This is a genomic window from Streptomyces sp. CRCS-T-1 (assembly GCF_024442335.1).
In the GTDB taxonomy this organism is placed as follows: Bacteria; Actinomycetota; Actinomycetes; order Streptomycetales; family Streptomycetaceae; genus Streptomyces; species Streptomyces koelreuteriae.
Map to the genome: position 1 here is coordinate 6,756,559 of NZ_CP101651.1, position 26,240 is coordinate 6,782,798.

General features: G+C 72.1%; 24 protein-coding genes. 9 read left to right on the forward strand and 15 right to left on the reverse strand.

Annotated features, from left to right (window positions below):
- Positions 1-197: 197 nt before the first annotated feature.
- Complete coding sequence (locus NNW99_RS30605; protein ID WP_215122399.1) at positions 198-1,280, forward strand: S1 family peptidase; 1,083 nt, start codon at positions 198-200, stop codon at positions 1,278-1,280.
- Positions 1,281-1,339: 59 nt separating this feature from the next.
- Here the strand turns inward: NNW99_RS30605 and NNW99_RS30610 are convergent, their stop codons facing one another.
- Positions 1,340-2,368: a DUF3533 domain-containing protein gene (locus NNW99_RS30610; protein WP_215122400.1), complete on the reverse strand. Its 1,029-nt coding sequence runs from the start codon at positions 2,366-2,368 to the stop codon at positions 1,340-1,342.
- Positions 2,369-2,522: 154 nt separating this feature from the next.
- On the opposite strand from NNW99_RS30610, the gene NNW99_RS30615 reads away from it, so the two are divergent.
- Together NNW99_RS30615 and NNW99_RS30620 are read left to right on the forward strand one after the other, a co-directional pair.
- Complete coding sequence (locus NNW99_RS30615) at positions 2,523-5,981, forward strand: DNA polymerase III subunit alpha (RefSeq protein WP_215124515.1); 3,459 nt, start codon at positions 2,523-2,525, stop codon at positions 5,979-5,981.
- Positions 5,978-6,961 (forward strand): hypothetical protein, encoded by a 984-nt coding sequence (locus NNW99_RS30620; protein WP_215122401.1) that lies wholly within the window; start codon positions 5,978-5,980, stop codon positions 6,959-6,961. The genes NNW99_RS30615 and NNW99_RS30620 overlap by 4 nt, the downstream gene beginning before the upstream one ends.
- Positions 6,962-6,977: 16 nt before the next feature.
- Here NNW99_RS30620 and NNW99_RS30625 read toward each other — a convergent pair whose 3' ends face one another.
- Positions 6,978-7,352, reverse strand: a complete 375-nt coding sequence (locus tag NNW99_RS30625; protein WP_215122402.1) for a cupin domain-containing protein — start codon at positions 7,350-7,352, stop codon at positions 6,978-6,980.
- A gap of 102 nt (positions 7,353-7,454) precedes the next feature.
- Between NNW99_RS30625 and NNW99_RS30630 the strand changes: the two genes are divergently transcribed.
- Together NNW99_RS30630 and NNW99_RS30635 are read left to right on the forward strand one after the other, a co-directional pair.
- Positions 7,455-7,901, forward strand: coding sequence for a MarR family winged helix-turn-helix transcriptional regulator (locus NNW99_RS30630; protein ID WP_215122403.1), 447 nt, complete (start codon positions 7,455-7,457; stop codon positions 7,899-7,901).
- A gap of 174 nt (positions 7,902-8,075) precedes the next feature.
- On the forward strand, positions 8,076-8,936 hold the full coding sequence (locus tag NNW99_RS30635; RefSeq protein WP_215122404.1) for a triacylglycerol lipase: 861 nt from the start codon (positions 8,076-8,078) through the stop codon (positions 8,934-8,936).
- A gap of 122 nt (positions 8,937-9,058) precedes the next feature.
- Here NNW99_RS30635 and NNW99_RS30640 read toward each other — a convergent pair whose 3' ends face one another.
- Positions 9,059-10,090 (reverse strand): lytic polysaccharide monooxygenase, encoded by a 1,032-nt coding sequence (locus NNW99_RS30640; RefSeq protein WP_215122405.1) that lies wholly within the window; start codon positions 10,088-10,090, stop codon positions 9,059-9,061.
- A gap of 181 nt (positions 10,091-10,271) precedes the next feature.
- On the opposite strand from NNW99_RS30640, the gene NNW99_RS30645 reads away from it, so the two are divergent.
- Positions 10,272-10,721, forward strand: a complete 450-nt coding sequence (locus tag NNW99_RS30645) for a GNAT family N-acetyltransferase (RefSeq protein WP_215122406.1) — start codon at positions 10,272-10,274, stop codon at positions 10,719-10,721.
- 27 nt (positions 10,722-10,748) lie between these two features.
- On the opposite strand, the gene NNW99_RS30650 is transcribed toward NNW99_RS30645, so the two are convergent.
- On the reverse strand, positions 10,749-10,883 hold the full coding sequence (locus NNW99_RS30650) for a hypothetical protein (RefSeq protein ID WP_255961308.1): 135 nt from the start codon (positions 10,881-10,883) through the stop codon (positions 10,749-10,751).
- A 138-nt stretch (positions 10,884-11,021) separates the two neighbouring features.
- Between NNW99_RS30650 and NNW99_RS30655 the strand changes: the two genes are divergently transcribed.
- Entirely contained in the window at positions 11,022-11,654 is a 633-nt protein-coding gene (locus NNW99_RS30655; protein WP_215122407.1) for a bifunctional 2-polyprenyl-6-hydroxyphenol methylase/3-demethylubiquinol 3-O-methyltransferase UbiG, read from the forward strand.
- Between the two features lie 18 nt (positions 11,655-11,672).
- On the opposite strand, the gene NNW99_RS30660 is transcribed toward NNW99_RS30655, so the two are convergent.
- Both NNW99_RS30660 and NNW99_RS30665 read right to left on the reverse strand, forming a co-directional pair.
- The gene (locus NNW99_RS30660) at positions 11,673-12,173 is read right to left on the reverse strand and encodes a DUF402 domain-containing protein (RefSeq protein WP_215122408.1); all 501 of its coding nucleotides are present in this window, start codon (positions 12,171-12,173) and stop codon (positions 11,673-11,675) included.
- Complete coding sequence (locus NNW99_RS30665; protein ID WP_215122409.1) at positions 12,154-13,080, reverse strand: GNAT family N-acetyltransferase; 927 nt, start codon at positions 13,078-13,080, stop codon at positions 12,154-12,156. The genes NNW99_RS30660 and NNW99_RS30665 overlap by 20 nt, the downstream gene beginning before the upstream one ends.
- A gap of 71 nt (positions 13,081-13,151) precedes the next feature.
- Between NNW99_RS30665 and NNW99_RS30670 the strand changes: the two genes are divergently transcribed.
- A complete protein-coding gene (locus tag NNW99_RS30670; protein WP_215122410.1) occupies positions 13,152-13,520 on the forward strand; it encodes a GntR family transcriptional regulator in 369 nt (122 codons plus the stop codon).
- A gap of 165 nt (positions 13,521-13,685) precedes the next feature.
- Here the strand turns inward: NNW99_RS30670 and NNW99_RS30675 are convergent, their stop codons facing one another.
- From NNW99_RS30675 to NNW99_RS30700, 6 genes are all read right to left on the reverse strand, one after another.
- Entirely contained in the window at positions 13,686-14,459 is a 774-nt protein-coding gene (locus NNW99_RS30675) for a DUF72 domain-containing protein (protein ID WP_215122411.1), read from the reverse strand.
- Positions 14,460-14,491: 32 nt separating this feature from the next.
- Positions 14,492-15,586 carry a DUF5925 domain-containing protein gene (locus NNW99_RS30680; RefSeq protein ID WP_215122412.1) on the reverse strand — a complete coding sequence of 365 codons (1,095 nt, stop codon included), beginning with the start codon at positions 15,584-15,586 and terminating at the stop codon, positions 14,492-14,494.
- 119 nt (positions 15,587-15,705) lie between these two features.
- Positions 15,706-16,506, reverse strand: a complete 801-nt coding sequence (locus tag NNW99_RS30685) for a polysaccharide deacetylase family protein (RefSeq protein ID WP_215122413.1) — start codon at positions 16,504-16,506, stop codon at positions 15,706-15,708.
- On the reverse strand, positions 16,499-17,506 hold the full coding sequence (locus tag NNW99_RS30690; RefSeq protein ID WP_215122414.1) for a glycosyltransferase family 2 protein: 1,008 nt from the start codon (positions 17,504-17,506) through the stop codon (positions 16,499-16,501). Before NNW99_RS30690 ends, NNW99_RS30685 begins: the two co-directional genes overlap by 8 nt.
- A complete protein-coding gene (locus NNW99_RS30695) occupies positions 17,503-18,324 on the reverse strand; it encodes a glycosyltransferase family 2 protein (protein WP_215122415.1) in 822 nt (273 codons plus the stop codon). The genes NNW99_RS30690 and NNW99_RS30695 overlap by 4 nt, the downstream gene beginning before the upstream one ends.
- 469 nt (positions 18,325-18,793) lie before the next feature.
- Positions 18,794-19,999 (reverse strand): S8 family peptidase, encoded by a 1,206-nt coding sequence (locus NNW99_RS30700; RefSeq protein ID WP_215122416.1) that lies wholly within the window; start codon positions 19,997-19,999, stop codon positions 18,794-18,796.
- 280 nt (positions 20,000-20,279) lie between these two features.
- On the opposite strand from NNW99_RS30700, the gene NNW99_RS30705 reads away from it, so the two are divergent.
- Positions 20,280-21,086, forward strand: coding sequence for an SGNH/GDSL hydrolase family protein (locus NNW99_RS30705; protein WP_215122417.1), 807 nt, complete (start codon positions 20,280-20,282; stop codon positions 21,084-21,086).
- Positions 21,087-21,090: 4 nt separating this feature from the next.
- Here NNW99_RS30705 and NNW99_RS30710 read toward each other — a convergent pair whose 3' ends face one another.
- The 3 genes from NNW99_RS30710 to NNW99_RS30720 all read right to left on the reverse strand — a co-directional run bounded on the left by NNW99_RS30710 (position 21,091) and on the right by NNW99_RS30720 (position 26,162).
- The gene (locus NNW99_RS30710; RefSeq protein ID WP_251057980.1) at positions 21,091-22,749 is read right to left on the reverse strand and encodes a serine/threonine-protein kinase; all 1,659 of its coding nucleotides are present in this window, start codon (positions 22,747-22,749) and stop codon (positions 21,091-21,093) included.
- Between the two features lie 114 nt (positions 22,750-22,863).
- Positions 22,864-24,513, reverse strand: a complete 1,650-nt coding sequence (locus NNW99_RS30715; protein WP_215122418.1) for a nickel transporter — start codon at positions 24,511-24,513, stop codon at positions 22,864-22,866.
- Positions 24,510-26,162: a lipopolysaccharide assembly protein LapB gene (locus NNW99_RS30720; RefSeq protein ID WP_215122419.1), complete on the reverse strand. Its 1,653-nt coding sequence runs from the start codon at positions 26,160-26,162 to the stop codon at positions 24,510-24,512. The genes NNW99_RS30715 and NNW99_RS30720 overlap by 4 nt, the downstream gene beginning before the upstream one ends.
- Positions 26,163-26,240 lie beyond the last annotated feature (78 nt).

Consider the following 26,240-nt stretch of genomic DNA (forward strand, 5'->3'; position numbering starts at 1 on the left):
AGCGCGTGCGAATTGGGTCCGATTTGACCGTGCGCGGTCAAAATGTGGGGGCGTGGGGCCCGTAATCTACGCGCGTCCTGAACTCGACCTTGTGTGCTCCCCGTTGTCCTCGGAATAGTGGGCGCTCGTCAACAAGGCCTTCCGGCCCGCGAGGTCCCCACAACCTCCCGGGTCGACCCCCCACAGGAGGACGTGAGTTGAAGCACCGACGCATACCCAAGCGGCGCGCAGCCCTGGCAGGTGCGGGTGTCGCCGCACTGGTCGCCGCCGGAGTGACCTTCCAGTCTGCGAACGCCAGTGAGCCCGTGAAGGCCTCCGAGCCCGAGACGCTGTCGGTCTCCGCGGCCGGAAAGCTCGCCTCGACGCTGGCCAAGGACCTGGGCGCCGACTCGGCGGGTACGTACTACGACACGAAGAGCAAGAACCTCGTGGTGAACGTGCTCGACGAGGCCGCGGCCAAGGCCGTCGAGAAGGCCGGCGCCAAGGCGAGAGTCGTGGCGAACTCCCTCGCCGAGCTGAAGAGCGCCCGCGGCACGCTGAAGGCGGACGCGACGATCCCCGGCACCGCCTGGGTGACCGACCCGACCACGAACAAGGTCGTCGTGACCGCCGACCGTACGGTCTCCAAGGCCGAGTGGGCGACGCTGACGAAGGTCGTCGACGGGCTCGGGGCGAAGGCCGAGCTGAAGAGGTCGAAGGGGGAGTACAAGCCCTTCATCGCCGGTGGCGACGCGATCACCGGTGGCAGCGGCCGCTGCTCGCTCGGCTTCAACGTCGTCAAGGGCGGCGAGCCCCACTTCCTGACCGCCGGGCACTGCACCGAGGGCATCTCCACCTGGTCGGACTCCAGCGGCAAGGAGATCGGCACCAACGCGGACTCCAGCTTCCCGGACAACGACTACGGCCTGGTCAAGTACACCGCCGAGGTGGATCACCCGAGCGAGGTGAACCTCTACAACGGCTCCACCCAGAAGATCTCGGGCGCCGCCGACGCGACCGTCGGCATGGCGGTCACCCGCAGCGGGTCGACGACCCAGGTGCACGAGGGGAAGGTCACGGGGCTGGACGCCACCGTGAACTACGGCAACGGCGACATCGTGAACGGTCTGATCCAGACCGACGTCTGCGCCGAGCCCGGTGACAGCGGCGGCGCGCTCTTCTCGAGCGACAAGGCGGTCGGTCTCACCTCCGGCGGCAGCGGTGACTGCACCTCCGGCGGGGAGACGTTCTTCCAGCCGGTGACCGAGGCGCTGTCGGCGACCGGTACCGAGATCGGCTGACACGCACAGCTTCGCGAAGTCCCGCCCCTTGTGTGAGGGGCGGGGCTTTTGTGTGCGCTCTACGGCGTTTGCGCCGGGGGCGTTGTGTCCGCTCGTTTTCGCAGCGCGGCGGCTACCAGGGTGAGGGCCGCTCCCGCCACGGCCCAGGCCGCCAGCACCAGCAGCGCTGTGGTCATGGCGTTGTTCTCGAAGTAGGCGATCGAACGGGTCGCCCAGGTGCCCGCTCCCGGCGGCAGTGCCGGGCCGATCGCCTTCCAGAAGGGCGGGAGCAGGGGCGGCGGGAGGGCGCCGCCGGCGCTCGGGTTGCCGAGGATCACCACCAGCAGGATCACCAGGCCGATACCGATCGTGCCGAAGATGCCCTGGAGGGCGAGGGTGGCCGCGCCCACGGCGAAGATGATCAGAGCGCCCAGGCCCCAGAGGGCCGCCGTGCTGCCGGGGAGGGCGTCCAGGATCGGGCCGGCGATGAGGGCTCCGCCCAGGCCGCCGACGATCGCGACCAGGGCCATCACCGCCAGGCGGATCGCGGCGCGCTCGAGGTTGGACGGTTTCGCACCCGCGCTGATGGCCAGGGCCGCGGCGCCCAGATAGCCGCCCACGCACCAGCCGACCACCAGGTAGAAGGACGAGAGCCCGTTGGGGTCGTGGGCGGCGGACGGGATGACGTCGACCGTGCGGAATCTGCGGTTCTCCGATTTCTCCAGCGTGGTGACGAAAGTCGTCAGGGTACTGGCGAGAACCCTGCCGCCGCCGGAGGCCACGAGGAGGGTGTCGGTGCCGCCCGGATCGATGATCAGGGCGGCGTCGATGTCCCGGTTCCTGATCTGGTCCCGGGCCGAGGCCGCGTCGGGCAGTGCGCGCGGGTCCAGCGGGGAGCCGGGCAGTCGTTCCAGTCGGGTCACCGCTTGTGCGGAGGCGGCCTGGGGGGCGACCACCCCGAAGGGCACGTCCTTGAGTCTCGGGTCGTGCAGTGCCCCCACGTACGAGGCGATGAAGAGCAGCTGGAGGGCGATCACGCCGAGGATGAGCAGGGTGGCCCGGGGCGTGACGGCGTCCTTCACCTCGCTGAGGAACGAGCTCTGCGGCATGCCTCCACGGTCGGGTGCGGCCGGGTGTTTCCGCAGGTGGGGCGGGGCCGAACGGATGTCGCACACACATTCGAAAATTGGTCTATGGTGGGGGTGAGGTAGCTGGGAACAGATGTTCGAGAGCTGGTACGGCTCACGAGTGCGGGAGGTGCGTGTGCCGGGGTTCACGCATCTGCACACCGTCTCCGGATTCTCGTCGCGCTATGGAGCCTCGCATCCGGAGCGGCTGGCCGAGCGTGCCTCCGAGCGGGGCATGGACGCCCTGGCTCTCACCGACCGCGACACGCTCGCCGGTGCCGTCCGGTTCGCCAAGGCCTGTGCGAAGGAAGGGGTCCGTCCGGTGTTCGGGGCGGATCTGGCGGTGGCGGGCCCCCAGGCTCCGGAGACCGGGGACCGGCGGGGGCGGCGTCGGACTCCGGTGCGGGGCGGGGCCTTCGTCGACGAGTCGGCTCCTCGCGTGATCTTTCTCGCCAGGGACGGCGCCCGGGGGTGGGCCGAGCTGTGCCGGCTCGTCTCGGCGGCGCACGCGGGGGAGGGGCCCACGCCTCTGCTGCCCTGGGAGCACCATCGGGCCGAGGGGCTGACCGTGCTGCTCGGGCCCGAGTCGGATGTCGGGCGCGCCCTGGCCGCGGGGCGTCCCGACCGTGCGGCGCGGCTGCTCGTGCCCTGGCGGGAGGTCTACGGCGACGATCTACGGCTGGAGGCCGTCTGGCATGGCCGAAAAGGTACGGGTCCGGGGTCCCTGCGGCTGGCCGCCCGCACCGTCGGGTTCGCCGCCGAGCAGCGTGTCCGGCCCGTGCTCGGCAACGCCGTACGGTACGCCGACCCGGGGCTGGGGCCGGTCGCCGACGTCCTGGACTCCGCCCGGCGGCTGGTGCCCATCGACCCGACCAAGGAACTGGACTCCGGCGAGGCCTGGCTCAAGGGGGCGGGGGCCATGTTCGGGGCGGCGGAGCGGATCGTGGAGGCCGCGGGGTTCCGGCGGGACACCGCTCACCGGCTGGTGGAGCGGACCGAGGCCGCGGCCGCCGAGTGCCTGGTCGACCCCGAGGACGACCTCGGGATCGGCACCGTCCACTTCCCCGAGCCGCATCTGGTCGGCGCCGGGCGGCGTACCGCCCAGCGGACGCTGGCCTCGCGGGCGGTGGCGGGGATGGTGCTGCGCGGGTACGACCGGCGGCGGGAGTACTGGGAGCGGATGCACCATGAGCTGGACATCATCGCCCATCACGGCTTCGCCTCCTACTTCCTGACCGTCGCCCAGGTGGTCGACGATGTGCGGGGGATGGGGGTCCGGGTGGCCGCCCGGGGGTCCGGTGCGGGGTCGCTCGTCAACCATCTGCTCGGGATCGCGCACGCCGATCCGATCGAGCACCGGCTGCTGATGGAGCGGTTCCTGTCGAAGGAGCGGGTCGTGCTGCCCGACATCGACATCGACGTGGAGTCCGCGCGCCGGCTGGAGGTCTACCGCGCGATCATCGGCCGGTTCGGCACCGAGCGGGTCGCGACGGTCGCGATGCCGGAGACGTATCGCGTGCGGCACGCCATCCGGGACGTGGGGGCCGCCCTGTCCATGGATCCGGCCGAGATCGACCGGGTCGCCAAGTCCTTCCCCCACATCCGGGCGCGGGACGCCCGTGCGGCCCTTGAGGAACTGCCCGAGCTGCGCGCGCTGGCCGGGGAGAAGGAGAAGTACGGGAGGCTGTGGGAACTGGTCGAGGGGCTGGACGCCCTGCCGCGCGGGGTGGCCATGCACCCGTGCGGGGTGCTGCTGTCGGACGCCTCCCTGCTCGCGCGTACGCCGGTCATGCCGACCAGCGGCGAGGGCTTTCCGATGTCGCAGTTCGACAAGGACGACGTCGAGGACCTCGGGCTGCTGAAGCTGGATGTGCTGGGGGTGCGGATGCAGTCGGCGATGGCGCACGCGGTGGCGGAAGTGGGGCGGGTGTCGGGTGTCCGGGTCGATCTGGACGCCCTGGCGCCGGGTGACCCGGAGACGTACCGGCTGGTGCGGTCCGCCGAGACGCTCGGATGCTTCCAGATCGAGTCGCCGGGCCAGCGGGACCTGGTCGGGCGGCTCCAGCCGGCCACCTTCCACGATCTCGTCGTCGACATCTCGCTGTTCCGGCCCGGGCCGGTCGCCGCCGACATGGTGCGGCCGTTCATCGAGGCACGGCACGGGCGGGCGCCGATCCGTTATCCGCATCCGGATCTGGAGGGTCCGCTGAAGGAGACGTACGGGGTCGTCGTCTTCCATGAGCAGATCATCGACATCGTCGACATCATGACCGGGTGCGGGCGCGGTGAGGCGGACCGGGTGCGGCGGGGGTTGTCGGATCCGGAGTCGCAGGGGCGGATCAAGGTGTGGTTCGCGCAGCACACGGCGGCGAACGGCTATGACGCGGAAACGATTCAGCGGACCTGGGAGATCATCGAGGCCTTCGGGTCGTACGGCTTCTGCAAGGCGCACGCGGTCGCCTTCGCCGTGCCGACGTACCAGTCGGCATGGCTGAAAACGCATCATCCGGCCGCCTTCTATGCCGGGCTGCTGACGCACGACCCCGGGATGTATCCCAAGCGGCTGCTGCTGGCCGACGCGCGGCGGCGGGGCGTGCCGGTGTTGCCGCTGGATGTGAACGCGTCGGGGATCGCACACCGTATCGAACTGGTGTCCGGTAATTGGGGGCTGCGGCTCGCTCTCTCCGATGTGCACGGCATCAGCGAGGCCGAGGCGGCGCGGATCGCCGAGGGGCAGCCGTACGCCTCGCTGGTCGACTTCTGGGAGCGCGGCCGGCCCAGCCGTCCGCTGGCCCAGCGGCTCGCACAGGTGGGGGCGCTGGACGCGTTCGGCGCCAACCGCCGTGATCTGCAACTGCATCTGACCGAGCTGCACCGGGGCGCGCGGGGCGCGGGCGGTGGCCAGCTCCCGATGGCCGGAGGGCGGAAGACCGCCCCGGCCGGGCTGCCCGACCTCACCTCCTCGGAGCGGCTCAGCGCCGAACTGGGCGTGCTGTCCATGGACGCCTCACGGAACCTGATGGACGATCACCGGGCGTTCCTCGACGAGCTGGGCGTGGTCTCGGCACGGCGGCTGCGCGAGGCACGGCACGGGGAGACGGTGCTGGTCGCGGGCGCCAAGGCGGCCACCCAGACGCCGCCGATCCGGTCCGGCAAGCGGGTCATCTTCTCCACCCTGGACGACGGCACCGGCCTGGTCGACCTCGCCTTCTTCGACGACTCCCACGACGCCTGCGCCCACACCGTCTTCCACTCCTGGCTGCTGCTGGTGCGCGGGGTGGTGCAGCGGCGCGGCCCGCGCAGCCTCAGCGTGGTGGGCGCCGCCGCCTGGAACCTCGCGGAACTGCTGGAGGTGCGCCGGGAGGAAGGGCTGGAGGGAGTCGCGGCCCGGCTGGCCGACGCCAGTGATTCCGGTGATGGCGGTGAGGGAGCGCCCGGACCGGCGGACTCCGCTGACCAGGAGCCGACGGACCAGCGGAAGATCCGCATGCCCACGGGGTACGAGATGCACCCCTGGGCCGATCTGCGTCCCGCGGGCGAAGGGCCCGCGGTGGGACGGAAGTTGTGGCACCAGAGTCCGGGGAGTGCGGGATGACCATCCTCTGCGTACGTTTCCAGCTGCCTCCGACGCGCGAGGCCGATCTGCCCCGACTGCTCGGGATGCTCGAGGAGTTCACCCCCGTCGTCCAGGCTCTGCCACCGGACGGGGCGCTGGCCGACCTGCGGGGCGCCGAGCGGTACTTCGGGCGGGACGCCGTCCAACTGGCCTCGGTGATCCGGGTGCGCTCGCTCGCGCTGTACGGCGTCGACTGCGTGATCGGCGCCGGGCCCGGGCCGATGCTGGCCCGGGTCGCGCTGGGCGACGCCGTGCCCGGGGTGACGTCCGCGGTGCCCGAGGAGCGGGACGCCATCGCGGAGTTCCTCGCGGACAAGCCCGTCGCCGCGCTGCCCGGCATCGGCACCAGAACCGCCCGTACGCTGGGCGACTACGGCCTCGACACCCTCGGCCTGGTCGCCGCCGCACCGCTGTCCACGCTCCAGCGGCTGATCGGCGCCAAGGCCGGCCGCGAGCTGCGTGAGAAGGCGAACGGCGTCGACCGCGGCCGGGTCGTCCCGAACGCCGTCTCCCGCTCGCTCGCCACGGAACGCCCCTTCGAGCGCGACGAACTGGACCCGGACCGGCACCGCCGGGCCCTGCTGTCCGCCGCCGAGGAGATCGGCGCCCGGCTGCGCGCCCTGGACAAGGTCTGCCGCACACTCACCCTCACCGTGCGCTACGCCGACCGGTCGGCCACCACCCGCAGCCGCACCCTGACCGAACCGACCGCGCACTCACCGGCGCTGACCAGGACCGCGTACGGCATGTACGAGGCGCTCGGGCTGCAGCGCGCCCGGGTACGCGCGATCGTCCTGCGCGCCGAGGGGCTCGACCCCGCCGACCAGGCCTCCTACCAGCTCACCTTCGACCCCGTGGACGAGCGGGTCCGCCGTATCGAGGAGGTCGCCGACCGCGCGCGAGCGAAGTTCGGGCCGCGGGCGGTGATGCCCGGGGGGCTGGGGGGACTGGCGGCGTGAATCCCTCCGCATGACGTCAGTTGGCCCACGGTGGTGCGATGCGGGTGCCGTCGGCCAGCTCTGCCTCCAGGCCGATGGAGGTGGTGACCCAGGAGTACGCGGTCCGGCCGGTCGGGTTCTCGACGGTCAGGGTGGCGCCGGGGTTGACGATCACCGTGTCGCCCGCGGTGACCCGGTCGGTGCGGCCGTCGAGGGTGATCAGCAGCTCGCCGTCGAGCAGATGGAAGATCTCCTCCCGGCTGACCGTGTGCGCGGGGGCCTTGAGGCCGGGCGGGATCTCACCGCGCCAGGCGCACAACTCCTCGCTCCCGCTCAGGGGTGTGGCGTACGAGACGAAACGGACGCCGTGGATCTCGTGCGTGACGGCTTCCGAGGAGCGGATGACGGGCATGGCTGCCTCCGGTCGACTGGTTGGGTGAGGTGAGATCGTCAAGTAACTTGACTATATGGTCAAGCTGCTTGACTGTCACGTCAAGGGTGTTTCAATGCACGCGTGCAGAACTCCGAGGCCATGGCCCTCTCCGCCGCCCTGCTCGCCGCTGCCGGCGAGCTCACGCACCGCATCCACGAGGGCGTGGTCGCGCGCGGCTTCGAGGGGCTGCGGCCCGCGCACGGCTTCGCCTTCGCCCGGCTCGCTCCGGACGGTGCGACGGCCACCGACCTCGCCGTCCATCTCGGGGTGACCAAGCAGGCCGCCAGCCAGCTCGTCGACGAGATGGTGCGCAAGGGGTACGCCGAGCGGCGGGCGCATCCCGGGGACGCGCGGGCGCGGCTGGTCGTGCTGACCGAGCGCGGGTGGGCCTGTACGCGGGCGGCCGAGGAGGCGGCCGCGGAGGCGGTGCGGGAGTGGGGCGCGGTGCTGGGGGAGGGGGAAGCGCGGGTGCTGCGGGAGCAGTTGCTGCGGATCGCGCCGCAGGGACCCGTGCGGCCCGCCTGGTGAGGGCGATGGCAGGGGTGGGGCGGTCGGTGCCGGTTGCCGCCGGAAGTTTTTACTGACGCGTAACTTCCCAGGTTGGCTACTCGCTCGTAACTTGACGAGTGAACAGCATCCTCGTGATCCGGATCACAGGCGTCGTGCCGTCGCACTTCCCTTGACCCGCAAGGAGATCACTCGATGCTGCCCTGGAAACGAGTGCTCAGACCCCTGGCCGCGCTGCTGCTGACCGCCGCGGCCGTCACCGTCCCCGCCACCACCGCCCAAGCCGCCGCCGCCCCCAGCGCCGGCTGGAACGACTACTCCTGCAAGCCCTCCGCCGCCCATCCCCGTCCCGTCGTCCTGGTCCACGGCACCCTCGGGAACTCCGTCGACAACTGGCTGGGCCTCGCCCCCTATCTGAAGGTCCGCGGCTACTGCGTCTTCTCCCTCGACTACGGCCGGCTCGAGGGCGTCCCCTTCTTCCACGGCCTCGGCCCCGTCGAGAAGTCCGCCGGACAGCTCAAGGAGTTCGTCGACAAGGTGCTCGCCGCGACCGGCGCCGCCGAGACCGACGTCGTCGGACACTCGCAGGGCGGCATGATGCCCCGCTGGTACCTGCGCTTCCTCGGCGGAGCCGCCAAGGTGAACGCCCTGGTCGGCATCGCGCCCTCCAACCACGGCACCACCCTGAACGGTTTCACCAACCTGCTGCCCTACTTCCCGGGCGCGGCGGACCTGTTGGCGAAGAACACCCCCGCCCTCGCCGACCAGGTCGCCGGCTCCGACTTCCTCAAGCGGCTGAACGCCGGCGGCGACACCGTGCCCGGCGTGAGCTACACCGTCATCGCCACCAAGTACGACGAGGTGGTCACGCCGTGGCGCAGCCAGTACCTGAGCGGGCCGGACGTGCGCAACGTCCTGCTCCAGGATCTGTGCCCGCTGGATCTGTCCGAGCATGTGGCCATCGGGCTGTTCGACCGGATCGCCTTCCACGAGGTGGCCAACGCGCTGGATCCGGGGCGGGCTCGGCCCACCACCTGTGCTTCGGCGTTCGAATGACACGTGTAACGCTGACGCGGTTACCGCTGACACGTGTCTGCTGACACGTGTAGGGGAAACGTTTCGGGGCCTGTCCGGCCTGAGCCGCCGGACAGGCCCCGAGTCAGAGGGGCTGACGCTGGTCAGCGACCGTGGCGTCCGCCGCTCGCCGCCCGGCGCCGGGTGGTGAGGAACAGGGCCGACGAGCCGAGCGCCAGCGCGGCGGCGCCGCCGATCGCGAGGTACGTCGTGCTGGTGTCGCCGCCGGTCTCGGCGAGGTTCTCGGAGGCACCGGCCGCCTTCGGGCGGTTCTGAGCCTGGGTCGGGGCCTTGGCCGGGGTCTCGTCCGCGGCGGTGTCCTTGACGTTGTCCGGGGTGTTCTCCGGAGCGGCGGCCGGCTTCGCCGACGTCTTGGCGTCGTGGTCGCCGTGGCCGTGGTTCTCGACGGTCGACTTGTCGCTGCCGTCCTCGATCTGCTTCTTGGTGGGAGCCGAGGCGGTCGGGGCCGGGGCGGTGCCGCCCTTCCCGGTGTCACCGCCGCCGCCGAAGGTGACGTCCGAGCAGGAGTAGAACGCCTCCGGGCTGTCCGAGCGCTGCCAGACCGCGTACAGCAGGTGTCTGCCCGAACGCTGGGGCAGGGTGCCGGAGAAGGTGTAGAAACCGCCCTTGGCGGCCGGGTCGGTGGAGGTCGCCACCGGGTTCTTCAGATCCAGGTCCTTCCAGGCCAGCGGCTTGGCCGGGTTGTAGCCGGACTTGGTGAGGTACACCTTGAAGGTGCCCTTGTGGGGCGCCGTCACGCGGTACTTGAAGGTGTGCGAGCCGCGGCGTACGGAGGTCGCGGGCCAGTCGGCGCGGGGCAGGTCGAGCCCCTTGAACTGCGCGTTGTTCGCGCTGCAGAGCTTGCCGTCCGGGATGAGCTGCTGATGCCGTCCGCCCGCCTCGCCGATGCGGATGCCGTTCCAGTCGTAGAGGGCCTGGGTGCCGCCCGCCGCGACGGCCGCCTTGCACGCGGCCGACTTCGGGCTCTCGGGGCCCTCGGCGTAGCACTGCGAGACTCGGCTGACCGGGTCGCCCATGGAGCCGTGCGCGGCCGCCGGCGTGGCGGTCAGTGCCGTCAGGGCGAGCGGAAGGCCGCCGAGGGCGACGACGGTGGCTGCGGCGCGGCGTGCGGACATGCGGGAACTCCTCGAAACGGTTCATGGGGCAGGGTCGGCCCGAGTGGGGCCGGATCCCGTGGGGTGATCCGAAGCTAGCCCCAGAGAACCGTGAAATCGCCTGCTGGGCACGGGTGGAGGAGATCCTTATGGCCGCGTTAAGGGAGTGCTCAGACTGGCATCAGGTAGGTACCGTCGCGGCATGGCAGACGAGGAGATCCGGCCGGCCGGAGCCGCCGACGTACCGGCCGTCGAGGGCGTGATCGACGCGGCCTTCCGCCCCTACATCGAGCGCATCGGCCGGGTGCCGCAGCCCATGGAGGAGGACCACGCGGCGAACGTGGCCGCGGGGAAGGTGTTCGTGACGGGCGAGCCCGTGACCGGCCTCGTCGTGATCGAGGCCTTCGAGGACCATCTCTTCCTCGACACCATCGCCGTCCACCCCACCGCGCACGGCAGGGGAGTGGGGCGGCGGCTGCTCCGCTTCGTCGACGCACACGCGCGTGCGCTGGGCCTGCCCGAGATCAGGCTCTACACGAACGCGATGATGTGGGAGAACCAGAAGATCTACCCGAGGTACGGCTACGAACTCGTGGAGCGCAGAGTGGACGGGCCCTACGACCGCGTCCACTACCGCAAGCGGCTGCTCTGAACGCGTCTCATGACCGGCACCGGCCGGTCAGCTCTCCGGCCACCACGTGCGTGCGACGTCCTTGCGGACCTCCGGGCGCCCGCCGGGGCACTCGTCGGTCTCCTCGCGGACCTTGCGGACGTCCGACTTCTTCAGGGGCTTCTGCACGGTCACACGGCGCATGGCTGCCTCCTTGGGGGCTACCGGGTTCCGCGTTCTCACGGAGGTAGACCTTTCGGGGGAGAGTTCCTCATCGCTCCCGGTCTGTCTGTGGCGGCTGTCACCATTCGAGTGTCAGTGGCGGGTGTCACTCTTGGGCCCATGACGAACGACAGCGAGGCCATGACCTCGGCGAATACGCCCTGTCCGGACGTGGACTGGGACGCGCGGGCCGCGTCCTTCGACGAGGAGCCGGACCACGGGCTGCGCGACCCCGGGGTGCGCCGCGCCTGGTCCGGGCGGCTGCGCGGCTGGCTGCCCGGGCGCGCGGGCGATGTCCTCGATCTCGGCTGCGGAACCGGCAGTCTGTCGCTCCTCGCGTCCGAGCAGGGACACCGGGTGACGGGCGTGGACCTTTCCCCGGCGATGGTGACGCTCGCCCGGGAGAAACTGGCCGGGCGCGACGCGGTGTTCCTCGTCGGTGACGCCGCCGCCCCGCGGATCGGGGAGCGGCGCTTCGACGTCGTTCTCGTACGGCATGTCCTGTGGGCCCTGCCCGACCCCGGCCGCGCCCTGCGGCACTGGGCCGGGCTGCTGCGGCCGGGAGGGCGGCTCGTGCTGGTCGAGGGCGTGTGGGGGACGGCCGATCCGGTCGGGATACCGGCGGAGCGGCTCACCGCGCTCCTCGACCCGATCGCCGGGCAGGTGCGCGTGGAACGGCTCTCGGACGATCCGCTGCTGTGGGGCGGGGAGGTGGCCGATGAGCGGTACGCGGTGGTCGCGGTGACGGGCTGAAGCGGGGGCGGCGGGGGCTCAGGTCAGGAGTGTGGTGAAGTCGGCGCCGTGGGCCAGGGTCTCCAGTTCGTCGAGTGCGGACAGGGCGGCCGTCGCGGCCTCCGGGTCCGACTCGGTGAGGCCGCTGTCGGCGAACTCGTCCTCGTCCAGGCGGCGTACGTCCGTGCCGTCGGCGGAGCGCCACAGGTCCAGGTCGAGGTCCTCGACCACCAGCTCCGGGCCGGACCGGACGGCGGGGCGGGTGATGTCGCAGTACCAGCCCTTCAGCGTGCCGGCGGCGGAGCGGACCTCCTTCACCGCGTACCAGCGGTCACGCCAGTAGTACTCCGTGAAGACGTCCCCGGGCTCGAAGCGGACGAACCCGAAGTCGCGTACGCCGCTGCCCGCCCACGGGGCGCGGACCGTGACACGCGTGCCGTCGTCCGCCAGCAGCTCGCCCGTGTAACGGATCTTCGTACGGCCCGCCTTGACGAGCACGACGTCCACCTCGCCGGGCCGGTCAGCCGAGTTCACGGACATAGCGCACTTCCTTCGCGCAGATCTCGTAGCCGAACCACTTGTTGATGGCGATCATCGGCTCGTTGCCGGTGTCGTTGCCCGTGAAGGCCTCCGTGCAGCCGGCGGCGCGGGCCCGGTGCAGGGAGTCGTTCTTGGCGAGCTTGGCCAGACCCCGGCCGCGGAACTCCCGGGCCGTCCCGGTCATGGCCGTGCCGTAGCGGGCCCCGCCGTCGGTGTACGCCACGCTGAAGGCGGCGGGCCGGCCGTCGACGACGGCGACCGTGGTCAGGTCGCGGTTCAGCAGGGGGTGCTGCCAGGTCTCCGCCAGCCAGGCGTCGTAGTCCGTGAACTCGGTCTCGATGTCGCTCGGTTCGTCGGAGGACGCCGCCGCGTCCAGTTCGAACACCGGGCGCGGGTCGTCCGCGAAGTCGGCGGCCGTGCGCAGCTCGACGCCCGCCGGCGGGTCCTGGCGGGGCGGCAGCGCGCCGGTCAGGTCCAGGCGCAGGAAGTACGCGGAGCGGCTGGCCCGGAAGCCGTTGCGCTCGGCGAAGGCGCGGTTCTCCGGCTCGTCCAGCACCCAGGCGAACAGCTTGGTGACGCCCAGTGCGGCCAAGCGCTCCTCGGCGGTGCGCAGCAGCAGCGAACCGGCGCCGCGGCGGGTCCGGTCGGGGCGTACGTAGATGTTGGCGGAGCCCTGGCCGGGTTCCGGGCTGTCGTGGGCGACGCTGATCTGGGCCGTGCCGATGATCTCGCCGTCCTCCTCGGCGACGAGCTGGCCGAAGTGGGCGTTCGGGTGGGCGTGCGTCACGGTGTGCACGACCGACTCGGGGGTGGACAGCATGTAGGGAAGGGCGAGGCGACGGGTGTGGGAGAACCCCTCGGCATCGGCTCGGACGTCGGGACGCAGGTCGCGCACGATCACAGTCATGGAGGCGGACGTTACGTGGGGGCGCACCCCGGCTGCCTCTCATTTTCCGCCGGGTACGGGACAATCGGCCTGTGACCTTGAAGATCGACATCGATGACAGTGGTCCGCCGTACGAGCAGGTGCGGGCGCGGATCTCCGAGCAGGCCCGGTCGGGAGCGCTGCCGGTGGGCTATCGGCTGCCGACGGTGCGGGGGCTGGCCGAGTCGCTGGGGCTCGCCGCGAACACGGTCGCCAAGGCGTACCGGGCGCTGGAGGCGGACGGCGTGATCGAGACGCGGGGGCGTAACGGCACGTTTGTGGCTGCCGCCGGCTCGGCGGCGGATCGGGAACTGGCGACCGCGGCGCAGGCCTATGTGGAGCGGGCGAGGAGGCTCGGGCTCACGGAGGCCGACGCACTGGCGGCGGTACGGGATGCCCTGCGGGCGGCTTACGGGGAGTAGGGCGTCGGGGCTGCTGGTCGGGCTGATGGTCGGGTTGGGCTGTCTTCCGGGTGCGGGCCGGTGGGGGTTGTTCGCGCAGTTCCCCGCGCCCCTTGAGGGCGTCGCCCTAGGGGGCGCGGGGAACTGCGCGATTGGCCACAACGGTGCCGCAGCCGACGTACCTGTTCAGCCGGTCCGCGTCAGGCGCCCCGGGGTCCGGGTGGTCTCCAGGGCCGCCGACCTCCCCAGCCGTGCGAACACCCTCGCGTCCTCCACCGCCGCGCCGCCCGGGTCGTTGTTGAAGTACGCGTGGACGTCCTCGCCGTCGGGCCAGGTCGTGGCGACGCGGTCGAGCCAGGTGGCCAGGGAGCGCCGGCCGTAGCGGGGCCAGGGGTGGGCGCGGCCCTGGTGGAAGCGGACGTAGCCCCAGTCGGTGGTGCGCCACAGCGGTGTCGCGGGACGGGCCAGGACGTCGGTCCAGCACAGGGCGGCGCCCCGGGACCGCAGGACCGCGCGGACCTCCGGTGTCCACCAGGAGTCATGGCGGGGCTCCACCGCCACCCGGGTCGAGGCGGGGAAACAGGCCAGGCAGGCGTCCAGGAGGCCCGGGTCGGCGCGCAGGTTGGGCGGCAGCTGGAGGAGGACCGGGCCGAGGCGGCTTCCCAGGCCCGCCGCGTGGCTCATCAGGCGGTGCACCGGCTCCTCGGGGTCCTTGAGCCGCTTGATGTGTGTCAGATAGCGGCTCGCCTTGACCGCCACGACGAAGTCCCCGGGCACTCGCCCCCGCCAGTCCTCGAAGGTCTCCCGCGCCGGCAGCCGGTAGAACGCGTTGTTGATCTCGACGGTCGCGAAGTGCCCCGCGTACTCCTCCAGCCAGAGCCGCATCGGCAGCCCGGACGGGTACAGGACGTCCCGCCAGTCCTTGTACTGCCACCCGGACGTGCCGATGAACAGGGTCATACCCTCATGAAACACCCGCTGCCAGGGGCCTTCTACAGATACAGCCCCGCGTCCGCGTCCCCGCGCGGCTCCGGCAGGGCCGTCGGGGACGTGCCCCGGCGCAGCGCGTACAGCTCGGCCAGGGTCGCGCCCTCGCGGCCGACGCCGTCCTCGTGGCCCAGCCAGCCCACCGCCTCCGAGCGGGTCAGCGGACCCACCTCGATCCGGGCGAGGCAGCGGCCGGGGCGGACGACGGCGGGGTGCAGGCGCTCCAGGTCCTCGTTGGTCGTGACACCGACCAGGACGTTGCGGCCCTGGCCGAGCAGTCCGTCCGTCAGGTTCAGCAGCCGCGACAGCGCCTGGCCCGCCGTGTGCTTGGCCTCGCCGCGGATCAGCTCGTCGCAGTCCTCCAGCAGGAGCAGCCGCCAGCGGCCCTTGCCCGTCCCGTCCTCCTCACCGATCGCGATGTCCATGAGATAGCCGACGTCGGAGAAGAGCCGCTCGGGGTCCAGGACGCAGTCCACCTGGCACCAGTCCCGCCAGGAACGGGCCAGGGTGCGCAGCGCGGACGTCTTGCCGGTGCCCGGCGGGCCGTGCAGCAGGAGCAGCCGGCCCGCGATGTCCTCGGGGGTGGTCTTCATCAGCCGGTCCATGGCGTCCGCCACCGGCGCGGTGTAGTTGGACCGCACCTCGTCCCAGGTGCCCGCCGCGATCTGGCGGGTCGTGCGGTGCGGGCCGCGGCGCGGGGAGACGTACCAGAAGCCCATCGTGACGTTCTCCGGCTGCGGTTCGGGTTCGTCCGCCGCGCCGTCCGTCGCCTGGTCGAGGACCTTCTGCGCCAGCTCGGCGCTGGTCGCCGTGACCGTGACATCGGCGCCCCGGTTCCAGCGGGAGACCAGCAGCGTCCAGCCGTCGCCCTCCGCCAGCGTGGCGCTGCGGTCGTCGTCCCGGGCGACGCGCAGCACCTGGGCGCCGGACGGCATCAGCGTCGCCCCGGACCGGACACGGTCGATGTTCGCCGCGTGGGAGTACGGCTGCTCGCCCGTCGCGAAGCGGCCGAGGAACAGCGCGTCGACGACATCGGACGGGGAGTCGGAGTCGTCGACGTTGAGCCGGATCGGCAGCGCCTCGTGCGGGTTTCCAGACATGCCGCCATGATCCGGCACAGGGGCGCCGCGTGCACCCGGTTTCCCGGGGCGCGCGGCAGTTCCCCGTGCGCGGGCCGTGCCTCGAAGCCCGTGCGGCTCAGGCCCCAAGCCCGCGCAGGTCAGACCCCTGAGCGCGACACCAGCCGGCGTGCCTGCCGGGTCCTGCGGACCAGGGCGTACCCCTTGGTCAGGGCACGGTCCCTGGCGAACGTACGGGCGATCGCGTGGCCCTCGACCACCCGCTCGAACTCCTCGATCCCCGTGCCGCGGCGCACCGTCACGCGCCGCAGGGCGTACGGCCCCTGAGCGCGGCGCGCGAGGCCGTTGCCCACGGCGAGTGCCTGGGCGTACCCCGTCTCGCGCACCGCCCGCCGGACCCGGCGGCTGGAATAGCCGTAGGGGTAGGCGAACGAGGCCGGTACGGTGCCCAGTTGGTCCGCGACGATCTCCTTGCAGTGGATCAGCTCGAACCGCAAGCCGGCGTCGGAGACCTGGTCGAGCTGAGGGTGGCTGTGGCTGTGCCCGCCGATCTCGACGCCCGCCGCGGCGAGCTCGCGGACCTGGTCCCAGTCCAGCATCCTGTCCAGGCCGCCGCCGGTGTCGTACGGCCCCCGCAGCCACCCGGTCGAGACGAACAGCGTGGCCGGGAAGCCGTGCTTGGCGAGCACGGGCAGCGCGTGCCGGTGCACGCCCTCGTAGCCGTCGTCGAACGTGATGAGGACCGGCCGCGCGGGCAGCGGGCGGCCGGAGCGCCAGCACGCGGCGAGTCCGGCCGTGGTGAGCGGCGTCAGACCCCGGTCCGCGAGCACCGCCATCTGCTCGGCGAACGCCTCAGGGGTCACCGACAGGGCGCGGGTCGCCTCGTTCGGATCGGTCGCGACCGCGTGGTACATGAGGATCGGTACGGCTGTGTCACTCACGGACGGCCTCCTCCACCGAGGGCACCGAGAACGTCGCCCCGCCCCGGCGGGCCCGCACGCTCCCCACCACGTATCCGCCCGCCGCCGTGAGCACCCCGGCGACGATCGCGCCCGCCCGCCCCACACCGCCCGGCCGGGCCAGCAGGGCGTCCCGCAGACCCCGGGCCACCCCGGCCGGCAGCACCCGGGTCGTGTACCGGCGCTCCGACTCGAGTCCCTTCCCGGCGCCGACGCTCCGGGCCACCAGGGCCTTGGACAGGCCCTCGGCGTAGGTGCGCGTACGGAAGTAGCGGAAGTGCTCGCGGACCTTTGGCACCCGGTGATGGATCACCGCCCGGTCGTCGATCAGCAGCACCGCGTCGGGCCGGGCGCGGCTGAGGCGGATGCACAGTTCCGTCTCCTCGCAGCCCAGCGGGCGTTTGTCGCCGTCCCTGCCGATGCCGGTGGCGAAGCCGCCCGCCGCGTCGAAGGCGCTGCGGCGGAACGAGGCGTTGCCGCCGAGGACGTTGCGCACCCGGACCCGGCCGCGCGGCAGACCCCGGTAGGTGCAGCCCACCACCCAGTCGAACTCCTCCGGGAACCAGTCAGGCCGCCGCCCCGACGCCCAGACCGGCACCGTGCGCCCGCCGACCGCCATCACCCGCGGGTCGGTGTACGCCTCGGCGAAGTGCCGCAGCCAGTCGCGCTCGGCCACGGCGTCGTCGTCGAGGAAGGCGACGATCTCACCGTGCGCCGCCGCGATCCCGGTGTTGCGGCCCGCGGACAGGCCGCGGGGGCCCGCGTTGGCGAGCACCCGCACCACAGCGCCCTCGGAGGGCTCCTGGTACTCCTTGTACTCCTTGGCCAGCCGCTCCCGCAGCGTGTCGTTGTGGTCGACGACCAGCAGCGTCTCCAGGGCCGGCCGTGACTGCGCCCGCACCGAGGAGACCGCCGCGAGGATGTCCTCCCAGCGGTCCTCGGTGTACGCGCAGATCACGACGGAGATGCCGGGACCGCTCAAGACACCTCTCCCCGCAGGGCGTCCACCATCGGCGACCGGGGCGAACGGCGGCGCAGCGCCCGGCGGTTGGAGCGCTCCTGGAGGATCACCCGCAGCACGCGCAGCCCGTCCCGCACGGCCCGCAGATTGCTGGTGCCGTGGATGCGGAGATATTCGTGGCTCGGGATCTCCTGCACCTTGAGCCCGGCCTTGACGACCCGGATGTTCATCAGGGTCTCGACCTCGAAGCCGGTGCAGTCGAGGTCGATCTTGTCGAGGCAGTGCCGCCAGAACGCGTTGTAGCCGTAGCACAGATCGGTGTAGCGGGCGCCGAACTTGCGGTTGACGACCGAGCACAGCGCCCAGTTGCCGAGCTTGCGGATGAAGGTCATGTCGTCGGTGCCGCCGCCGTTGGCGAAGCGGGAGCCCTTGGCGAAGTCCGCGCCGGAGACCAGGGCGGAGACGTACGACAGGATCTCGCCCCCGTCGGCCGAGCCGTCCGCGTCGACCATCACGATGATGTCGCCGGTGCAGGCCTGGAAGCCGGTGATCAGGGCGTCGCCCTTGCCCTTGCCGCGCTGCTCGACGACCTTGACCTCGGGCCACAGCTCGCGGGCCACCCGGACCGTGTCGTCGGTGGAGTTCCCGTCGACCAGGACCACTTCGTGTATCCAGTCGGGCAGGGTCTTGAAGACGTACGGAAGGTTCTCCGCCTCGTTCATGGCCGGGATGACCACGCTCACCGGCGGCGCGATGGCCAGGTGAGAGGAGACGGGTCGGTACTTGGAGACGACCGGCGGATGCTGCTCCGCGGCGGCCGGCTGCAGAACTGAGCTCATGAGTCTGGGGCCCTCTCGTCCGGTGGACCGCCCCCCCAGGGCAGTCCGGATCCAGTCCGGTTCGAAAGGGGGGTTCTCACCCGTGGCACGCCGAGATGGAGCTTCGGGCACGCCGGGTGAGCTGGCAAAGCTGGCCGACCGCGAAAACGGCAGCCGACCGCGCGGCACGGCCCGGCCACCAAAAGCGGTCACCGAGCACGGCACCCCCCTACCGCGCCCCGCGCCGGTACGTCGCGGTCCTTGAGCCCTCCCCTAGAGCCGCGTACTGACGGACCGATGCGGGTGAGATGTATGACGGTATTGACGATTGAACCCGTATGGCAAGACCTGGAACGGCCCCTCACGTTTTTGTTGGTTTGGCCGTTACTGGATGTCTTTTGTGGGTCGTAAGTTGAAAGGTTCCGGTCACAGAAACAGCCGTTCCCCGGAGGCGCGACCCGCCTCCGGGGAACGTTTGTTCAGGTGCTGGTTACTGCACGAGCTTCAGCAGCCGGTTCGGCGAACCCGTACCCGCGCTGGTGACCTTGCCGGTGGTGGCGCCGGCGACCAGGGCCGAGGCGACCTGGGCCGGGGTGGAGGAGGTGTGGCCCGCCAGATAGACCGCCGCCGCGCCCGCGACGTGCGGGGTCGCCATCGAGGTGCCGGAGATGGTGTTGGTCGCGGTGTCGCTGGTGTGCCAGCCGGCCGTGATGGACGAGCCGGGCGCGAAGATGTCCAGGACCGAGCCGTAGTTGGAGTAGCTCGCCTTGGCGTCGGTGTTGGCCGTGGCGCCGACCGTGATGGCCTCGGTGACCCGGGCCGGGGAGGACGAGGAGGCGGTGGTGCTGCTGTTGCCCGCGGCGACGGCGTAGGTGACGCCGCTGGCTATGGAGTTGCGGACGGCCGTGTCCAGCGAGGCCGAGGCGCCGCCGCCGAGCGACATGTTGGCGACCGAGGGGCCGGAGTGGTTCTGCGTCACCCAGTCGATGCCCGCGATCACACCGGCCGTGGTGCCGGAGCCGCTGTTGTTCAGCACCCGCACGCCGACGATCTTCGCCTTCTTGGCGACACCGTAGGTCGTGCCCGCGATCGTGGTGGCCACATGGGTGCCGTGGCCGTTGCCGTCGGAGGCGTCGTTGTCGCCGTCGACGGCGTCGTAGCCGTGCGCGGCACGGCCGCTGATCTGCTGGTGGGTGACGCGCACACCGGTGTCGATCACATAGACCGTCACGCCGCTGCCCGCGCTGTCCGGGTAGGTGTAGGTGCCGGAGAGCGGGAGCGAGGTCTGGTCGATGCGGTCCAGACCCCAGGGAGCGCTGGTCTGGGTGGCGTCGGCCTGGACGCGCTGGTTCTGCTCGACCGCGGCCACGGCCGGGTCGGCGGCGAGCCGCTTGGCCTCGGTGGCGGAGAGAGCGGCGGAGTAGCCGTTCAGCGCCTTGCCGAAGGTCCGCTGGACCGTGCCGCCGTACTCCTTCACCAGGCCCTTGCCCGCGGCCGAGGATGCCTTCAGCCCCGCGCTCTTCTTGAGCGTGACGATGTAGCTGTCCTTGATCGCGGTCGGGGAGTTCGCCGCGAGCACCCGGCCCTCGGCGGGAGCGGCCTGGGCGGGCAGGGCGGTGAACCCGCCCACGAGGGCGGCGGTCGCCACCGAGGTGATCGCGGCGAGTCCGAGTCTCTTGCTGCGCAGTTGTGCCATTACGAGGGAGTCCTCCTCTAGGCGGCGCGCGCCTGGGTGGGGCGCGCGTCATGTGGGGGTGGTGCGCGTGCTCGCGCACTACGGCCGGGGAGCGTCGCGTTCCGCTCTCGGCCGGAGTAAAGCGTCGACCATCTACCGGCGTAGAACAAGAGAGTTGAGCACTAGTCAACAAATCTGTCATGAGCACGAAATAAATCAACAGAGTTGGCATGGACACTTCCTGTCAACACGCGTAGCTGCTACGACGGTTAAGGCAGAGATCCTGCTAAAGGGAGGTTCCATGAGACGTTCCCGACTTGTCGTCCTCGTGAGCTCGCTCCTCCTCGCCGTCGGCACCGCCCTCACCGGGGCCGCGACGGCGCAGGCGTCCTCACTCGCAGCAACTGGCGGCTATGTGGCGCTCGGTGACTCCTACTCCTCCGGAGTGGGCGCCGGCAGCTACATCGGCTCCAGCGGCGACTGCAAGCGCAGCACCAAGGCATTCCCCTACCTCTGGGCAGCCGCCCACTCCCCCTCGACCTTCGACTTCACGGCCTGCTCGGGCGCCCGAACGGGTGATGTTCTGTCCGGTCAGCTCGGCCCGCTCAGCAGCGCCACCGCCCTCGTCTCGCTCAGCGTCGGCGGCAACGACGCCGGATTCGCCGACGTCATGACGACCTGTGTGACCCAGTCCGACAGCTCCTGCGTCTCCCGCATCAACACCGCCCGCGCGTACGTCGACTCCACGCTGCCCGGCAAGCTCGACGGCGTGTACTCGGCGATCCGCTCCAAGGCACCCAACGCACGCGTCGTCGTCCTCGGATACCCCCGCTTCTACAAGCTCGGCACGACCTGTCTCGGCCTCTCCGAAACCAAGCGGAAGGCCATCAACGACGCCGCCGACCACCTCGACACCGCCATCGCCAAGCGCGCCGCCGACCACGGCTTCGTCTTCGGCGACGTACGCACCACCTTCACCGGCCACGAGATCTGCTCCGGCGACTCCTGGCTGCACAGCGTCAGCTGGCTCAACATCGGCGAGTCCTACCACCCGAAGGCCCCCGGCCAGTCGGGTGGCTATCTGCCGGTGCTCAACGCCAACGACTGACCGGTCACCCGGAGTCGGAGTCGGAGTCCGAACCTGAACCCGAGTCCGAACCCGTGTCCGTGTCCGTGCCCGAAGGAGAAGGGGAGGCCCCGTCCGTCGGGGTCTCCGTCTCGCAGGTCACCGAGAACGGCACCCCCTCGGACGTCGTCCGCACCGGCTCCCGCACCTCGACGCTGATCTCGTTCTCGAACGCCCCGCTCTCCGCGTCCGTCGTCACGGTCACCGCGTCCTGCTTCGTACGCCCGCCGCCCTCCGGGAACGACAGCGTCTTCCAGCCCCCGTCGAGCTCGGAGCCGTCCTGCGTCAGCCAGCGGTAGCTCACCTCGGCCGGCAGCCGGCCCACCGTGAACGACGCCGTGAACTGCGGCGCCTGGGCGTTCGGCGGCGGGCACGGGCCCGAGTAGTCCGTGCGCTTGCCCTCCAGGGCCACCCGCACCGACTGCGGCGGCGGACTGCTCTTCTCGGTCTCGCTCTCGCTCGGCGTCGGGGAGGGGCTCGACTTCCCGGTCCCGGTGTTCTCCTTCGGTCCGGTCTCGGCCGGTGTACTCGCCCCGGCCCCCTGGTCGTTGTCCCCGGAGCCGTCACCGCCCCCGCGGTTCAGCAGCGCGTACGTCAGCCCGCCCACCGCGAGGGCCAGGGCGACGACGCCCGCGACCAGCACCCGGCCGGTCCGACGGTCGCGACCATGACCGGTGGCCGTCGTCGTCGAGCCCGAGCCCGACCCCGAGGACATCGACTGCCCGGGGAACGGCATCGGGGGCGTGGCGGCCGGCTCGGGCCGGGCCGCGGCCGGCGGCGGGAACGGGACCGCCCGGGTGGTGTCCGCGCCCGGCGCGCCGCCCGCCGCGATGACCCGCAGGTCCTGCTCGGCCCGCTCGGGCGGCAGCCGCTGCTCGGGATCCTTGCGCAGCAGTCCCTCGATGACGGGGGCGAGCGGACCGGCCCGGTACGGCGGCGGCAGCTCCTCGTCGACGATCGCGCGCAGGGTGCTCAGCGGCGTGTCGTGACGGAAGGGGGAGTGGCCCTCGACCGCCGCGTACAGCAGCACCCCGAGCGACCACAGGTCGGACTCCGGACCCGGCGTGCGGCCGAGCGCCCGCTCCGGGGCGAGGAACTCGGGCGAGCCGATGACCTCCCCGGTCATGGTCAGCGCGGAGCTGCCCTCGACCATGGCGATCCCGAAGTCGGTGAGCACGATCCGGCCGTCGTTCGAGATCAGCACGTTGGCCGGCTTCACGTCCCGGTGCAGCACCCCGGCCTCGTGCGCGACCCGCAGCGCGGCCAGCACCTCGGCGCCGATGTGCGCGGCCCGCTGCGGCGGCATCGGGCCCTCGGCGTCCAGCACCTCCGCCAGCGAGAGCCCGCGGACCAGCTCCATGACGATCCACGGCCGGCCGCCGTCCGTCGCCACGTCGTATACGGTCACCACGTTCCCGCTGGCGACCCGGGCGGCCGCCCACGCCTCCCGCTCCAGCCGGGCGTACATCCGCTGTACGTCGTCGGCCGCGATGCCGGCCGGGGCGCGCACCTCCTTGACGGCGACCTCGCGGTGCAGCACTTCGTCGCGGGCGCGCCACACCGTCCCCATGCCGCCCTCGCCCAGCGGCGCCAGGAGCCGGTAGCGGCCCGCGATCACACGCTCATGGCCCGGTTCTTCGGACACGGAGCCCCCATTCGCAGCCGGGCGAAATCTCCATGAGGTCTGTTTTCCCCACGAGGTCGGTTTTCCTCACGACGTCCGCTTTCCCTTTGACGCCTGTTTTCTCACGAACGTAGCTCAGCCGAGTGCGGATGCCGCCCCCTTGAACACGAGTCCGGCGCCGAGCACCACCACGGCGAAGGCCGAACCGAGGGGGGCGGTGCGGCGCACCAGGGCCGCCATCGGGCCCGCCGTCCAGCGGGGGCGCCGGTCCAGGAGCCGGGTCATCCCGCTGCCCGCCTTGACGACGGCGTATCCGCAGGCCGTCAGGGTGAGCGCCAGCCCGAGGCCGTACGCGACGACCAGCAGCAGACCGAACCAGGCCTGCCCGAGGGCCGCGGCCCCGACCAGCACCACCACGGCGGACGGGCTGGGCACGAGCCCGCCCGCGAAGCCCATGAGGATCGTGCCGCGCAGGGTGGGGGCGACGGGGTGCGAGTGGGTGAAGCCGCCGTGGGTGTGCACGACCGTGTGCGGGTGGGAGTGGGAGTGGGGGTGGTCGTGCTTGTGGTCATGGTCATGGTCATGGCCGTGCGAGTGGCTGTGGTCGTGGTCGTCGTCGTGCTTGTGGGCGTGATCGTGCTTGTGGTCGTGATGGTGGTGGTCGTCGTGCGCGTGGCTGTGGGTGTGGCCCTTGTCGTCGTGGGAGTGGGTGTGCGTGTGGCCGCCATGGGTGTGTCCGTGGGCGTGCGCGCGGCTGCGCAGCGCGCGGCGGACCAGGCTCGCGCCCGCCAGGGTCACCAGCAGGCCGCTGGCGACGCCGAGCCAGGCGATGACCGAGGGGGCCGCCGCCGAACCGGCCGTGACCAGCAGGCCCAGGGCGACCACGCCCAGGGTGTGGGTGACCGTCACCGAGGCGGCCATGGGCAGGACGTCCTTCATCCGGGCCTGACCACCCCGGGCCGCCGCCGTCGCGGCCATGATGGTCTTGCCGTGGCCCGGGGCGATCGCGTGCATCGCGCCGAGGACGACGGCGATGCCGAGAGCCAGCGCGGCGAACCCCGCGGTGAGGTCGTGCCGGGCGACCAGCTCGTCCAGGGCACGCGTCCAGCGGTCGGCGCCGCGCGGCAGCACGGAGGCGGCGGGGGCGTCCGACTCCTCCTCGGCCAGAGCCGCCCCGCCGGGACGCACCCGCAGCGCGGCGGACGCGGTGTCGGCCGGAGAGGAGAGCAACTCCTCGGGGTACTTGGTCAGTTCCGCCGATATCGACTTCTCGGGCACGTCCGACGCGGCGAGGGTCATACGGTCGCCCCGGGCCGTGACCTCCCGCCAGCCCGGGCCGGAGGAGGCGCCCGCGCCGCGGAAGCCGAGCGACACGCTCTCCTTGTCCGAGGGGAGGGGAGCGGTCAGCTCGCACTCCACGCGGAGGGTGTCGAGCCCCGCCTGCCCGGGCCGCACACGCGCCCGGCTGCGCTCGGCGGTGAGGGCGGCGCCGCGGCCGTCGACGGTCACCTTGCTGTCCGCGGCGGCGGTGGCGCACCGCTCGCGGGCCCACAGTGCGATGCCCAGCCGCTCGATGTCCGGCTTCGCCTGGGTGGCCGGGATCTCGGCGAGGTCCTCGACGTGCTGGACCCGGAGTTCGCCGGGGGCGGCGACGAGACCGTCGTAGCGGTTGACGGTGAAGTTGCCCAGCGGGTGGGCGCTCGCCGTGGCGGCGGGCAGCAGAGTGAGCGCGCAGGCGGCCGTGAGGACGGCGGCGCCGGACGCGAACAGTCGGCGCAGGGTCACCGGTTCTTCTCCAGGTCCTTGAGCGCGGTACGGGCCTCGCGGGCACCGAGGGGCGAGAAGCCGGGGTTCAGGTCGAGCGCGGCCTTCAGATGGTCGCGGGCCGCGCGCTCGTCACCGGTGGCGCGTTCGATGATCCCGCGGTGGAAGAGGAACGTGGCGTTGCGGTAGCCGGTGGCGGTTGCCCGGCGGGCGTACGGCAGGGCCTCCTCGTCGCGGCCGTTGACGTGCAGGGCCCAGGCGAGGGCGTCGGCGGTGTGCACGCTGTGGCGGCGCTCCCACTCGGCGCGGGCGGCGCGCAGGGCCTCCTTCTTGTCGCCGTGGTCGGCGGCGGCCATGGCCGAGTCGAGGTCGGCGTTGACACCGCCGGCACGGGCCAGCGCCGTCCAGGCGTCGACCAGGGCGTACTGGTCGCCGGCCTTCGCCCGGTCGCCGTCGGCGCCGCGGTCCTCGTACAGCTCGCCGAGGGCGACGAGCGGGCCGGGCAGCGGGAAGCGGCCGACGACCTGCTCCAGGTTCTTCACGGCGGCCCCGCGGTCACCGTCCGCCGCCTCGGCGCGGGCACGGCCCTCCAGGGCGGGCAGGTAGGAGTCGTCGGCGGCGAGCGCGCGGGCGTAGCCGTCGAGGGCAGCCTTGTAATCGCCCTGGTTCCAGGCGAGTTGCCCGAGGGCGGTGGCCACGTAGGCGATGTCGGCGGGCGAGTCGGCGGAGTCCAGGGCGCGTTCCAGCACCTCTCGTGCCGTGCGGACGTCGCCGCGCAGCTCCCGCACATAGGCGTACCGCGTGAAGACGGGCACGCCGGGGCGCCGGTCGTCGGCGGTGTCGGCGGCCTTCTCGGCGTCGCCGTACCGGCCCAGTTCGACGAGGGCGTCGATACGGGTGCACAGCGCGCGTTCGTTGTAGGGGTTCTGCTTCAGGGCCCGGTCGGCGTACTTCAGGGCGCCGGGGAAGTCGTGGCGGGCCGCGGCGAGGGCGGCTCGGCCGGCCAGGGCCGGGTCGTTGCCGGGCTCCAGGGCGAGGGACCGCTTCAGCGCGCGCTCGGCCTGCGGATAGCGCGAGGGGTCGCCCTTCGTCCGGGCCTGTTCGACGTAGGCGACGCCGAGGGTGGCCCAGCTGCCGAAGTCCTTCGGCTGGGCACGGAGATGCTTCTGCAGGGAGGCGATCCCGGCGTCGAGATCACCCCGGGCCAGCGCGCCCGGCGACAGTGCCCCGGCCGCGGACACGGCGGCCGCGTCGGCGCCCGCCGGGCCGTTTCCCGCACCCCCGAAGGCGATGGCCCCACCGGTGAGCGCGACGGCCAGCAGCGCGGCGCACCCGGCCAGGTGGGCCGCCCGCCAGCGCCGGGCGCCGTCAGCGGTCCGCCGCAGCGCGGCCACGCGCTGGTCGACGTCCTTGTCGGCGGAAGGCGCGCCGGCGCTGTCCGACGGGGCGTCCTCCGCACCGGCCTGGTCCGTAGCGGTCTGTTCCGCACCGGCCTCCGCGTCACGCCCCGCCGCCGCGTCGGCCTCCGGCGCTTCGGCCTCCGGCTCGACGGCCGGTTCGGCGGTGTGTTCGGCCCCTGCCTCCGAGGCCTCCGCGGCCCGCTCGTGGTCCGGGCGGGGGCGGTCGTCGTCGCGCCTCTCCGGTGCGCTGTCCGTCGTACGCGGAGGCATGTTTCTCCTCAGTCGGCTGTGCGGGTGCAGGTGTGGGGAGGGGGAAGGCGCGGCCCGTGCCGTGGGGGATGGGTGGGA

Bases quoted from the DNA above. Each gene is read 5' to 3' on its own strand.
- NNW99_RS30610 (WP_215122400.1), bottom strand. From the start codon at position 2,368: ATGCCGCAGAGCTCGTTCCTCAGCGAGGTGAAGGACGCCGTCACGCCC.
- NNW99_RS30620 (WP_215122401.1), top strand. From the start codon at position 5,978: ATGACCATCCTCTGCGTACGTTTCCAGCTGCCTCCGACGCGCGAGGCC.
- NNW99_RS30625 (WP_215122402.1), bottom strand. From the start codon at position 7,352: ATGCCCGTCATCCGCTCCTCGGAAGCCGTCACGCACGAGATCCACGGC.
- NNW99_RS30635 (WP_215122404.1), top strand. From the start codon at position 8,076: ATGCTGCCCTGGAAACGAGTGCTCAGACCCCTGGCCGCGCTGCTGCTG.
- NNW99_RS30640 (WP_215122405.1), bottom strand. From the start codon at position 10,090: ATGTCCGCACGCCGCGCCGCAGCCACCGTCGTCGCCCTCGGCGGCCTT.
- NNW99_RS30645 (WP_215122406.1), top strand. From the start codon at position 10,272: ATGGCAGACGAGGAGATCCGGCCGGCCGGAGCCGCCGACGTACCGGCC.
- NNW99_RS30650 (WP_255961308.1), bottom strand. From the start codon at position 10,883: ATGCGCCGTGTGACCGTGCAGAAGCCCCTGAAGAAGTCGGACGTCCGC.
- NNW99_RS30655 (WP_215122407.1), top strand. From the start codon at position 11,022: ATGACGAACGACAGCGAGGCCATGACCTCGGCGAATACGCCCTGTCCG.
- NNW99_RS30660 (WP_215122408.1), bottom strand. From the start codon at position 12,173: ATGTCCGTGAACTCGGCTGACCGGCCCGGCGAGGTGGACGTCGTGCTC.
- NNW99_RS30665 (WP_215122409.1), bottom strand. From the start codon at position 13,080: ATGACTGTGATCGTGCGCGACCTGCGTCCCGACGTCCGAGCCGATGCC.
- NNW99_RS30675 (WP_215122411.1), bottom strand. From the start codon at position 14,459: ATGACCCTGTTCATCGGCACGTCCGGGTGGCAGTACAAGGACTGGCGG.
- NNW99_RS30680 (WP_215122412.1), bottom strand. From the start codon at position 15,586: ATGTCTGGAAACCCGCACGAGGCGCTGCCGATCCGGCTCAACGTCGAC.
- NNW99_RS30695 (WP_215122415.1), bottom strand. From the start codon at position 18,324: ATGAGCTCAGTTCTGCAGCCGGCCGCCGCGGAGCAGCATCCGCCGGTC.
- NNW99_RS30700 (WP_215122416.1), bottom strand. From the start codon at position 19,999: ATGGCACAACTGCGCAGCAAGAGACTCGGACTCGCCGCGATCACCTCG.
- NNW99_RS30705 (WP_215122417.1), top strand. From the start codon at position 20,280: ATGAGACGTTCCCGACTTGTCGTCCTCGTGAGCTCGCTCCTCCTCGCC.
- NNW99_RS30720 (WP_215122419.1), bottom strand. From the start codon at position 26,162: ATGCCTCCGCGTACGACGGACAGCGCACCGGAGAGGCGCGACGACGAC.